Below are 12,034 nucleotides of genomic sequence, written 5' to 3'. Positions count from 1 at the left end.
AACAGCACCGCCACCGACGAACCCACACCCACACCATCAGCACGCAGACGATGCGCCAGACGATTCGCCGCCGCATCCAACTCCGCATACGACACACGCTGTTCACCACACTCCACCGCTACGGCGTCCGGAACCCGGACCACCTGGCGCGCCACCAGCTCCGGCACCGACACCCCGGAGACCGTCACCACCGACTCCGCGCCACCCCACGTACGCAGAACGCGCTCGCGCTCGCCGCCGGGCAGGTGGTCGTGGAGCGCGTCGCCGTCCGGGTCGGCGGCCATGGCTTCGAGGACCGCGCGGTACATGGCCGCGAGGCGGTCCACGCCGGCGCGGGCCATCACGTGGTTCTGGGCGGTGATGACCATGAATCCGGCCCGGGTGGAGACGCCGAGCGGGAACTCGGTGGGGCTGTCGTCGATGGTGGCCGGGTAGTCGATGACGTCCTGGTCGACCTGGCGGAAGTTCTGGTAGCTGAAGCGGACGTCGACCAGGCGCCCGGCGGCCCCGCTGTCGCGCTGCATGGCGCCGAGCGGGTAGCGGCGGTGCGGCCACAGCTCGATCTCCTGGTCGAAGACCTGCTGGACGAGGTCGCGCCAGGTGCGGGCGCCGCGCCGGAAGGGGAACGGGAGCGGGTTGAGGTAGACGCCGTGGACGCGGTCGGCGCCGACGGCCTCGGGGCGGGCGTTGGTCACCAGGCCGGTGCGGAGGGTCGCTTCGGGCGTGAGCTGGCTCATCACCTTCAGGTGCGCCGCGTGCAGCACGCTCTTGATCGGCACCTTCGCCGTGGCGGCGAGGGCGCGTAGGCCCTGCTCCACGTCGTGGTAGGGCACCCAGGCCCGGTGCAGTCCGCGCGGGGTGGTGGCCGGGTCGTCGCCCCAGCCCGCGGGCGGGTCGAACTTGGCGTGGCCCTCGATGATCCGCTGCCAGTAGGAGCGGTCCTCCGCGGAGGCGAGCGCGGTCAGCTCGGCCGCGACGAAGTCGGCGTAGCGCACGGCGGCCGGTTCCGGCTCGGTGGGCGGCACGCCGTCGCGCAGGGCGCGGTAGGTGGCGACGAGCTCCATCAGGAGCGAGTGGTGGCTCCAGCCCTCCAGGACCGCGTGGCACTCGGTGAGGGTGAGCCACCAGCTGACGTCGTCGCGGGTGTGGCCGGTGAAGCGGACCAGCGGGGCCGCGGTGAGGTCGAAGAGCTCGGCGCGTTCGGCGGCCATGAACTGCCGCAGGTCGCGGTCGAGTTCCTCGGTGTCGAGGGCCCGTACGTCGCGCACCTCGACGGGAGCGTGGACCTCGCCCGGGGCGTGCACGAGCTGGAGCGGAACGGAGTAGCCCTCCAGGGCGAAGGACGTGCGCAGGATCTCGTGCCGGTCGAGGACGGTCCGCACGGCCCGGTCGAGGGCGCCCGGGTCGAGGGGCCGGTCGTCGAGGATCCGGAAGCAGGTCGAGTTGTGGTAGTGGTTGCGGCCGTCGTCGGCGAGCATCTCGACGACCATGCCGAGCTGGACCTGCGCCAGCGGATAGGCGTCCACGACGCCGGTCGGCAGCTTCGCCCGGTCCTCGGCGGCGAGCAGCGCGAACGGCTCGACGCCGGGCTCGGGAGCGGCGGGCGCCGGGCGGCCGGTGAGGAACTCGACGAGTTCGGCGGGCGTGCGGTGCGCGAAGACGTCGCGGACCGTCACGTCGTACGCGGCCTCGCGCAGGGCGCCGACGAGGGCCACGGCGCGCAGGGAGTCGCCGCCGAGGTCGAAGAAGTTGTCCTCCACGCCGACCTGGTCGACGCCGAGCACGTCGCGCCAGACGCCCGTCATCTCCTCCTCGGCGGCGGTGCGCGGCGCGACGTGCGCGCGCTCGACGGCGAGCGCGGTGCGGTCGGGCGCGGGCAGGGCCGCCTGGTCGAGCTTGCCGTTGACGGTCAGCGGGATCTTCGCGATGACGAGGAACGCGCTGGGAATCATGTACGCGGGCAGCGTCCGGGCGAGCAGGGCGCGCAGCTCGCTGGGCGCGGCGACGGCGTCGCTGGTGGGCACCGTGTAGGCGATGAGGCGGCGGTCGCCCGGGGCGTCCTCGCGGACCACGACGACGGCGTCCCGCACCCGCGGGTGCCCGGTGAGCAGGGCCTTGATCTCGCCGAGTTCGATGCGGTGGCCGCGGATCTTGACCTGGTGGTCGATGCGGCCGAGGTAGTCGAGGGTGCCGTCGGGGCGGTAGCGGGCGAGGTCGCCGCTGCGGTAGAGGCGGGAGCCGGGCGGCCCGTACGGGTCGGGCACGAACCGCTCCGCGGTCAGGCGCGGGCGGCCGAGGTACATGCGGGCGACCCCTGGGCCGCCGACGTGGATCTCGCCGGGCACCCCGACGGGCACGAGTTCGCCGTGCGCGTCGCGCAGCTGCACCCGCAGGTCCGGCAGCGGCACGCCCACCGGGTTGCCCGCGTCGGCGGCGATGTCGGCCTCGGTGACGCGGTGGTAGGTGGTGTGCACGGTGGTCTCGGTGATGCCGTACATGTTGATGAGCTGGGTGCGGTCGAGGTCGCGCCGTGCCACCCAGGGGGCGAGCCCCGGCACGTCGAGGCGCTCGCCGCCGAAGGTGACGACCCGCAGGGCGAGTTCGTCGATCAGCGGGTTCCCGTCGGCGGCCAGGGAGACCAGGCTGCGGAACGCGGACGGCGTCTGGTTCAGGACGGTGACGCGCTGCTCGGCGAGCAGGGCGAGGAAGTCCTCCGGGGAGCGCGCGGTCTCCGCGTCCACGACGACGAGCCGCCCGCCGTACAGCAGGGCGCCCCACATCTCCCACACCGACATGTCGAACGCGTACGAGTGGAAGAGCGTCCACACGTCGCTGGCGTCGAAGCCGTAGTACCGCTCGGTGCTCGTGAACAGGCGCAGGACGTTGGCGTGGGTCAGGCCGACGCCCTTGGGGCGGCCGGTGGAACCCGAGGTGTAGATGGTGTAGATCAGGTCGTCGGGCGTGACGCCGGAGTCCGGGTTCGTGTCGGGTGCGGCCGCGAGGGCGGCCGCGTCCTCGTCGCCGTCGAGGACGACGAGGCGGCCCTCGTGCGCGCCGCGCAGGTGTTCGGCGCGGGCCCGCGAGGTGAGCACGATGCCGGCGCCCGCGTCCTTGAGGGTGTACGCGATGCGGTCGGCCGGGTGCTCCGGGTCGAGCGGGAGATAGCCGGCTCCCGCCTTGAGCACGCCGATGAGGGCGGGCAGGAGGTCGATGCCGCGGTCCAGGCTGATGCCGACCAAGTCGCCGGTTGCGGCGCCCAGGTGACGCAGGTGGTGGGCGACGCGGTTGGCGCGGGCGTTGAGCTCCCGGTACGTCAGCCGCAGGGCGCCGCACACCAGGGCGACGGCGTCCGGGGCGGTCGCGGCCCGCTCCTCGAAGACCTCGTGGGCGCAGGAGGCGGGCGCGGGCGGCGTCTCGACGGGCGGCACGAGCACGGCCAGGTCCGCGGCGTCGAGCAGCTCCAGGCGGGACAGCGGCAGCCCTGGCGCGTCGGCGGCGGCTTCGAGGAGGCGCACGTAGTGGCGGGCGAGCCGTTCGGCCGTGGTCCTGTCGTACAGGGCGGTGCTGAACTCCAGGGTGCCGTGCACGCCGTCGTCGGAGCGCTCGCCGAGCTGCAGGGTGAGGTCGAAGCGGGAGACGCGGCTGGTGGCGCGCAGCGGCTCGGCCGTGACGCCGGGCAGCCGGAAGGAGCTGGTGCGCTCCTGGTGCAGGGTGAAGGCGACCTGGCACAGCGGGGTGCGGGACAGGTCGCGCTCGGGCTGGAGGTCGTCGACGAGCCGGGCGAAGGGCACTTCCTGGTGGTCGAAGGCGTCCAGGGTGGTGGCGCGGGCCTGCGCGACGAGGTCGGTGAAGGCCGGGTCGCCGCTCCACCGGCCGCGCAGCACCAGGGTGTTGATGCCGTACCCGATGAGCTGCTCCAGCTCCGGTCTGCCGCGGCCCGACACGACGGTGCCGACGGGGACGTCGGTGCGGCCGGTGTAGCGGGAGAGCAGCGCCTGGTAGCCCGCGAGCAGGGTGTGGAAGAGGGTGGCGCCGTGTCCGGTGCCGAGGTCGCGCAGGCGGGCGGTCAGCTCCGGGGACAGCGTGACGGGCACCGCGTCGCCGTCCCAGGAGCGGGTCGCGGGGCGCGGCCGGTCGGTGGGCACCTCCAGGGCGGTGAGGCCGTCCAGCTGCGCCCGCCAGTACGCGAGGTGCCGGTCGAGCGCGCCGTCGGCGAGCCGGGACCGCTGCCAGGCGGCGTAGTCGGCGTACTGCACCGGCAGCGGCGCGAGCGGCGACGGCAGGCCCGCGGCGAACGCCTCGTACAGGGCGGAGAGTTCGGCGAGGAACTGGCCGACGGACCACTCGTCGCACGCCACGTGGTGGAAGACGACCACCAGGACGTGGTCGTCGGCGGCGACGCGGATCAGGCGGGCCCGCACCGGGCCGCCCCGCTCCAGGTCGAAGGGCCTGCCGGGCTCGGCCTCCGCGAGGGCGTGGGCGCGCCGCTCGCGCTCGGCGGGGTCGCCGAACGCGGTGAGGTCGTCGGTGGGCAGCTCGAACAGGCCCGGCTCGTCGACGACCTGGACGGGCTCGGTGCCCTCGAGGCGGTAGCGGGTGCGCAGGATCTCGTGCCGGGCCACGACCGCCGTCAGGCCGCGGCACAGCACCTCCGGGTCCAGCGGCCCGCGCAGCCGCAGCGCCACCGGCACGCTGTACTCCCAGCTGTCCGGGTCGAGGCGGCTGAGGAACCACATCTGCTGCTGGCCGTGGGAGAGGGCGAGGGGGCCTTCGCGGTCGACGCGGGCCACCGCGGTGCGCCGTCCGCCACGGGCTCCGGCGAGCCGGGCGCGCACCAGCTCCTCGCGCTTGTCCTTGGCCGCACCGGACCCTTGGCCCGACCGGTTTCCGCCAGTGCTCATGCTGAGCGCTCCTCCCGACCTTTCACGTGATGCGTGCGTGCGTTGCCGCGAACCTGCTGGGTGTGGCGCCCCGGACGGGGCGCCGGATGTCAGGCGCCCGCCTGCTCCATGCGGCGGCGCAGGCTCGCCGGGCGCATGTCGGTCCAGACGGTGTCGATCCGGTCCAGGCACTCCTGGCGGGTGCCCTCGGTGCCCTCGGTGTGCCAGCCGGCGGGCGGCTCGCGGTCGGCGGCCCAGATCGAGTACTGCTCCTCGTCGTTGCGGACGACGCGGTAGAGGCGGTCGTCGTTGAGGTCGTCAGCCATGTCGGCGTCCCTTCGAAGGCCGGGGCGAGCCCGGGGGAAAGCCCGGGCGAGCCCCGGGGGTCGATGCGTCCTCAGCTTCCGGCGGGCACCTATATGCGGCCTCTACGCGGACAACACGGCAAGCGCGCAGGTCCGGCGCGCGCGGACAGCACGCGGCCCGGTCCCGCCGGGGCGATGGGGACCGGGCCGCGTGAGCTTCGGAGCGGGCGCGAGCCGCCTATTCGCGGGCGCCCACCAGCTGCACGATGCGGGAGCGCAGGGCGGCGCCGACGGGCAGCACGGTGCCGACGACGGCGAGCACCGCCGAGACGGCGGTGACCGCGCCGACCACGGCCCACGGCACCATGATCGGCGCGGCGCCGAACAGCTCGTGCAGCGCGCCCCACAGGCCGATGAGGTTGACCGCGGAGGCGACCACCGCGAGGGCGACGCCGATCGCGGTGACGAGCAGCGACTCGGCGACGAAGAACCGTACGACCTGTTTCGGCGTGGCTCCGGCGAGGCGGAGCACGGCGAGGTCGCGGCGCCGGTCGGCGGTGGCCATGAGCAGGGTGTTGAGGATGGCGATGAAGCAGAACAGGACGACGATCAGCGCGGTGGAGCGCTGCCGCACCTCGATGAGGTGGCGCGCGTACGCGCTCTCGGACGCGACGAGTTCGTCGCGCGTCATGAACTTGGCGCCGTTGCCCGCGACGGCCTTCTCGATGGCCGCGGTGGCGGCGGCCCGGTCGGTGCCCGGCTTCAGGGAGATGTAGGCGCGCCGTGCCAGGCCGTCGCGGGAGTACGCGGCGGACGCGGCGAAGCGCTCGGGCAGATAGGCGACGTCCGAGCCGCGCAGCGCCTTGTAGACGGCGGCGACCTTGAGCGTGGCCTCCTCGCCGTCGCCGAGGTAGATCTTCACGCGCGTGCCGACGTCCCAGCCCCACAGGTCGGCGACGGCCATGCTGGTGTCGTCCAGCTTGTCCAGGGACCCTTCGGTGACGTCGAGGTCCATGGTGTGCTTCAGCGCGGCGGTGTCGACGACCAGGCCGTCGTTCACGTCGAAGCGGTCCTCGTCGCGGGTGTAGACGGTGGTCAGGAGCGGCGCGGTGATCTGCACGCCGTCGATCCGCTTGACCTTGTCGATGACGTCGGGGCTGATGCCGGGCGTGTCGTCGGGCGCGAGCGCGTACTCGGAGGTGACCGAGTTGCGCAGGCCGTGGTCGCGGGCGGCGCCGAGCGAGTCGGTGGCGGCGAGCAGCGACAGGGCGAGGCCGACGGTGAGCAGGATCGGCGCGGCGGTGGCGGCCGTGCGGCGGCGGGCGGTGAGCGCGCTCTCGCGCACCAGCATGGCCGTGGGCCCGGCGGAGTTGCGGAAGGGCCACATGAAGAACCGGGTGAGCGGTCCGACCGCGAGCGGGGCGAGGACGGCCGCCGCCAGGACGGGCACGAGCAGCTCGGTGACGTAGGTGTTGGGCGACAGGACGCTCTGCGGCTTGCCGAAGGCGATCCACCCGGCGAGGCCGAGCCCGGCGGCGACGCCGGCGAGGCCGAGCAGCCGGCGGGCGGGCGTCATCCCGGTGTCGTCGACGGCGGCTTCGCGCAGCGCCTCGACGGGGCGCACCGAGCCCGCCCTGCGGGCGGCCGCGACGGCCCCGCACCACGCCACCGTGACGCCGACCAGGAACGCTCCGGCGAGCGGGGTGACGATCGTCCAGTGCAGGGACGGCTTCACCTCGAACCAGTCCGGGGCGATGTCCATGGCGATGAGCACGTCGGCGAGGAGCTGCGCGCCGTACAGGCCGAGTGCCACGCCCGCCGCCGATGCCAGGGTGCCGACGAGCAGCGCCTCGCCGCGCACCATGCGCCGCACCTGCTTGGGCGTCGCGCCGACGGCCCGCAGCAGGGCGACCTCGCGGCGGCGCTGCACGACGGCGAAGGCGAAGGTGGAGGCGACGACGAACACCGCGGTGGTGCCCGCGACGCTCGCCATGACCGGTACCAGGGTGACGGTGTTGTCGAGCGTCTCCCGGTCGCTCTCCTCGCTGGCGTCGGCCTTGTGCCGGTCCTGTCCGGTGAGCACCTCGGCCTCGTCGCCGACGGCCGTGCGGACCGCGTCGAGCGGGCCGAGCGGGACGAGGGCCTCGATCCGCGGGGAGATCCGGGCCGCCTCGGCGTCGCTGAAGAAGACGGCGTCCTCCCAGTCGACGGGCGAGACGGTGCCGGAGACGGTGTAGCGGGCCACTCCGGCGGCGGTCATCACCGTGACCTGCTCGCCGGTGCGGGCCTGGTCGGAGGGGACGACGATCTGGTCCTTGCCGGTGGGCGCGCGCCCGTCGGTCAGCCGGTAGCCGCCGAAGCGCGCGACCGGCCAGGGGTGCCCCACCTGGTCCTTGGGGCCGCCGTCGAGCTGGGCGTAGAAGGCGCGGTCGACGACGACCTCGCCGGTGTCGGCGATCTTCTGCCGAAGGGCGGGCTTGACGCCTTCGGCCGCGGGCAGCGAGCGGACGCCGAGGTCGTGCTGGGAGGCGTTCCAGTCGCCGTCGTCGGGCTTGACGACGGCCGGGGCCTTCGCGAACCGCTCGACGGGGCGGTCGGGAAGGTCGAGCACGGTCATCAACAGGGTGCCCATGGCGGCCACTTGGGCGACGCCGAGGACGAGCGCGACCAGGGTGCCGAGGAACGACACCCAGCGGGCCCGCAGGGTCTGGTAGGCGACGAAGAGCACTTACGACACCGCCAGGCTGGTCATCCGGGCCGCGACCGCCTCCGCCGTGGGCCGCTCCAGGCCGCCGGCGAGGACGCCGTCGGCGAGGAAGACGACGCGGTCGGCGTACGCGGCGACGTTCGGGTCGTGCGTGACCATCACGATGGTGGTGGGCCGGTCGGCGAGTTCGGTGGCCGCGTAGCCGTCGCCGGTCGGCGGGCCCGCGAGCTTGCGCAGGGTGTCGAGGAGTTCCCGTCCCGTGTGCAGGTCGAGGGCGCCGGTGGGCTCGTCGGCGAACAGCACGGCGGGGCGGCTGACCAGCGCGCGGGCGATGGCGACGCGCTGCTGCTGGCCGCCGGAGAGCTGGCTGGGGCGGCTGCCCGCCTTCTCGGCGAGGCCCACGAGGGCGAGGGCCCTCGCTATCGCCTCGCGCTTCGGCTTGCGTCCCGCCAGGCGCAGCGGCAGGGACACGTTCTGCGCGGCCGTGAGCGACGGGAGCAGGTTGAAGGACTGGAAGATGAAGCCCGTCCGCTCCCGGCGCAGCTCGGTCAGCTGGGTCTCGTTGAGCGTGCTCAGGTCGGTGCCGTCGACGCTCACCCGGCCCGACGTGGGGCGGTCCAGGCCCGCGGCGCACTGCAGCAGTGTGGACTTGCCGGAGCCGGAGGGGCCCATGATCGCCGTGAAGCTGCCGCGGGCGAAGGCCATGGTGACCTCGCGCAGCGCGGTCACGGGGTTGGCACCCGAGCTGTACGTCTTGGTCAGCGACTCCAGCCGCACTGCCTCATCCATCGATTCTCCGTAAGGTCAGGGTCGTACGAGAGGGGACGACAACTGGCTCGTTCTCCCTCTCGGGCGGCGGCGCCATGTTGTTCTCGTCCTCCAGTGCCGCACCTCGGCGCGTGAACACGAGGGTCGCGACGGCGGCGAGGGCCGCCATCACCACGGATGCGCCGATCAGGACCTGACGGGTGCCGTACGCGTCCAGGAGGAAGCCGGTGCCGAGCGCGCCGAGCGAACTCGCGCCGGACACGAGCAGCATGACGACACTGCCGACCCGCCCCTGCATGTTGTTCGGGGTGATGCGCACCTGGTGGGACATGCCAGCGACGGTAACAGCGGCTCCTATATGCGATGTTATGAAAAAGAGAGACCCAAGTGCCGCTGGATGGTGGAAAACCGCCGTTCCGGGCAGGACGAGTGCCCATGCCACGTGTGCCACGATCATGGTGTGCCGCATCGGGAGGCGCTTGCTCAGGGCGCCGCCGGTGATGGCCCCCAGGAGGCCTCCCACGCTGCCCGCGGCCATGATCAGGCCGACGGTGCCCGCGGGCCTGCCGGAGTCGCGCACCACCACCGCGACGCTGAGGATCAGGGCCTGGAAGATCAGGTTGCTGCCCGCCATGATGAGCAACGCGGTGCGGAAATAGGCGCGTTTCCATACCCAGTCGAGCCCGGCGCGGATCTCCGCGGTCATGGGGCGCTTCTTCCCGCCCTTGCCGCCCTTCCCCTTGCCTCCCTTGCCCTTCGGGTCGTCCTTGGCGCGCAGCCGCACCAGGGTGATCAGGGACAGCAGGTACATCCCGACGCTCGACATGAACGGCATCCACGCGGAGATGCCGAACAGCATGCCGCTCGCCGGGTGTCCGACGAAGTTCACCGCGCGGGACCGCGCCTCGTTCGTCGCCATGGCCGCCGACAGCTGCCGGGCGGGCACCACGCCGCGCACGGTGGCCCGCTCGGCCAGCTGGTAGAAGACGGTGAGCGCCCCCTGTACGAAGGCGACGGCGGCGATGTGCCACACGTAGAGGCGGTCGCCGGCCAGGGCGACGGCGACGGTCGCGACCGCCGCCATCCGCCCGATCACGCACACCAGCATCACGCCGCGCCGGTTCCAGCGGTCCACGAGCACCCCGGCGGGCAGCTGCACGAGCAGCGCGGGCAGGAGCGCGGCGAAGCCGACGAGGCCCGCCGCGCTCTTGGAGCCGGTGTGCCACAGGATCAGCAGCGTGAAGGCCATGCCGGAGCAGCGCTCCGCCATCACCGACAGGGCCGAGCCGGTCCACAGGAGCCGGAAGTCGCGGTAGGAGTTGAGGCCCGGGAGGGCGTGCCGGCGACGCGGTTTCGTGCCGCCGTCGGCTGCCTTCTTCATCGCGCCCCGGCCCGGCACCACTCCAGGACGGCCATCGCGCTGTGCAGCTTGTGGGTCGCCTGGGTGAAGGCGATGCTGGCAGGCCCGTCCAGGACCTCGGCCGTGACCTCCTCACCGCGGTGCGCGGGCAGGTCGTGCAGGAACACCGCGTCGGGGCTCGACCGCCACAGGTCGCGGGTGACCTGGAAGGGCGCGAAGACCTCGCGCCAGTGCGCGGTCGGCTTGGTCGTGCCGGTGGTCTGCCAGCGCGTGGTGTAGATCGCGTGCACGTCTTCGGGCAGGTCCGCCATGTCGTGCCGCTCGCGTACGGTCGCGCCGTGCATGTCGGCCTGCGCGACCGCGGTGGCGATGGCGTCGGCGGGCAGCCCGTAGCCGGGCGGCGTCCGCAGGTCGAGGGTGGTGTCGGGGAACCGGCTCAGGGCGAGCGCGAGCGCGGCCGCGCTGTTGTTGCCCTCGCCGACGTACAGCACGCGCACTCCTTCGACCTGCCCGAAGTGGCGGTGCAGCGTGGTCAGGTCGGTCAGCGCCTGCGTCGGGTGCTCCTCGGCGCTCATCGCGTTCACCACGGACATCGGCCCGGCCGCGGCCCAGGTCCGCATCTCCTCGGTGGCGTCCGACGTCCGGGCCACGAGCAGGTCGAGCATGCCCGCGAGGACGCGTCCGGTGTCCTCGCTCGTCTCCCCCGTGTTGAGCTGGAGGTCGCCGGGCCCGAAGGTGACCGTGCGCGCGCCGAGCCGCAGGGCGCCGCTGGTGAAGGCGGTGCGGGTGCGCGTGGAGGTGCGCCGGAAGTAGATCCCGACGACCGACCCGGCCAGCGTCTCCTCGCGTGCGCCCGCCGCGAACTCGGCGCCGCGGGCCACCAGGGCGCGCAGGTCGTCGTCGCTGAGGTCGCACACGGAGATCAGATGGCGGGTGGCGCCGTCCGCCGCCCCGGTGTCCTCCGCCTGGACCCCGTTGAGTCGTTGTCGAGTGTGCTGCTCCATGGTGGTTCCCCCTTTTTCAGGCCTGGTCGGCGGGTGGGCCGGTGGGCGCTCCGTCGGCTCCGGCGGATGCGTCGTCGGCTCCGACGGCGTCGGCGGTCGCTTCGGCGGGTGCGAGGAGCGCCTCGATCTCGGCGCGCACGCGGTCCTCGATCTCCTGGGCGAGCCCGGCGACCGTGGGCCGCTCGAAGGCGACCCGGACGGGCAGGTCGAGGTCGAACTCGTCCTGGAGCCGCGAGATCAGCCGGACCGCGAGGATCGAATGGCCCCCGCGCTCGAAGAAGTTGTCGTCGGCACCGATCTTGTCCACGACGAGGATCTGGCTCCACACCTCCGCGATGCGCGCCTCGACCTCGGAGCGCGGGGCGACATAGGTGTCGGTGACCGTCGCGCCGGGGTCGGGCAGGGCCCTGCGGTCGACTTTGCCGTTGGCCGTGAGCGGGATCGCGTCGAGGTCCACGAACACCGAGGGCACCATGTACTGCGGCAGCACCTCGCCCAGGGCCTCGGCGAGCCCTTCGCTCCCTCCGACGACGTACGCGATCAACTGCTGCTCATCCGACACGATGACCGCGGCGTCGGACACCGACGGCTGCGCCACGAGCGCGGCACGGATCTCCCCGAGCTCGATGCGGTAGCCACGCACCTTGACCTGGTCGTCGATCCGGCCGACGAACTCGACCGCGCCGTCGGCCCGCCACCGGACCAGGTCACCGGTCCGGTACAGACGCTCACCGGAGCCCCCGTACGGATCGGGCAAGAACCGCTCGGCGGTCAGCCCGGGACGCCCGGCATAACCCCGCGCGACACCCGTCCCACCGACGAACAGCTCCCCCACGACCCCGACCGGCACCGGACGCATCCCACCATCAAGCACCCGCATCACCATGTTGGGAAGGGGCCGGCCGATGGGAACGACTCCCGCGAACTCCTCCTCCAGCGGGTACACACACGTCCCCACGGTCGCCTCGGTCGGACCGTACTCATTGACGACCTGACCGTCCCCGAGCAAC

Annotated in this window: 7 protein-coding genes; all 7 read right to left on the bottom strand. The window is 73.2% G+C overall.

Going from position 1 to position 12,034, the window contains the following annotated elements:
- Positions 1-4,901: non-ribosomal peptide synthetase (locus IG74_RS0142340; protein ID WP_037827113.1), on the bottom strand; the 4,901-nt coding region annotated here is incomplete at its 3' end.
- A gap of 89 nt (positions 4,902-4,990) precedes the next feature.
- Positions 4,991-5,206 carry an MbtH family protein gene (locus tag IG74_RS0142335; protein ID WP_030688658.1) on the bottom strand — a complete coding sequence of 72 codons (216 nt, stop codon included), beginning with the start codon at positions 5,204-5,206 and terminating at the stop codon, positions 4,991-4,993.
- 217 nt (positions 5,207-5,423) lie between these two features.
- Complete coding sequence (locus tag IG74_RS0142330) at positions 5,424-7,913, bottom strand: ABC transporter permease (protein WP_030688657.1); 2,490 nt, start codon at positions 7,911-7,913, stop codon at positions 5,424-5,426.
- A complete protein-coding gene (locus tag IG74_RS0142325; RefSeq protein ID WP_030688655.1) occupies positions 7,914-8,681 on the bottom strand; it encodes an ABC transporter ATP-binding protein in 768 nt (255 codons plus the stop codon). It abuts the gene before it with no gap.
- Complete coding sequence (locus tag IG74_RS0142320; protein ID WP_158858046.1) at positions 8,674-10,041, bottom strand: MFS transporter; 1,368 nt, start codon at positions 10,039-10,041, stop codon at positions 8,674-8,676. Before IG74_RS0142320 ends, IG74_RS0142325 begins: the two co-directional genes overlap by 8 nt.
- On the bottom strand, positions 10,038-11,024 hold the full coding sequence (locus tag IG74_RS0142315) for an ornithine carbamoyltransferase (RefSeq protein WP_078869559.1): 987 nt from the start codon (positions 11,022-11,024) through the stop codon (positions 10,038-10,040). Before IG74_RS0142315 ends, IG74_RS0142320 begins: the two co-directional genes overlap by 4 nt.
- A 16-nt stretch (positions 11,025-11,040) precedes the next feature.
- The coding region (locus IG74_RS0142310; protein WP_158858044.1) for an AMP-binding protein at positions 11,041-12,034 on the bottom strand (994 nt) is incomplete at its 5' end.

This window comes from Streptomyces sp. NRRL B-1347 (genome assembly GCF_000720325.1).
Lineage (GTDB): Bacteria > Actinomycetota > Actinomycetes > Streptomycetales > Streptomycetaceae > Streptomyces.
Note: the sequence above shows the minus strand (reverse complement) of the source record. Positions and strands in the feature narration are given on the sequence as shown.

Excerpts from the sequence above, each read along its gene's own strand:
- IG74_RS0142335 (WP_030688658.1), bottom strand. The coding sequence starts at position 5,206 with ATGGCTGACGACCTCAACGACGACCGCCTCTACCGCGTCGTCCGCAAC.
- IG74_RS0142325 (WP_030688655.1), bottom strand. The coding sequence starts at position 8,681 with ATGGATGAGGCAGTGCGGCTGGAGTCGCTGACCAAGACGTACAGCTCG.
- IG74_RS0142320 (WP_158858046.1), bottom strand. The coding sequence starts at position 10,041 with ATGAAGAAGGCAGCCGACGGCGGCACGAAACCGCGTCGCCGGCACGCC.
- IG74_RS0142315 (WP_078869559.1), bottom strand. The coding sequence starts at position 11,024 with ATGGAGCAGCACACTCGACAACGACTCAACGGGGTCCAGGCGGAGGAC.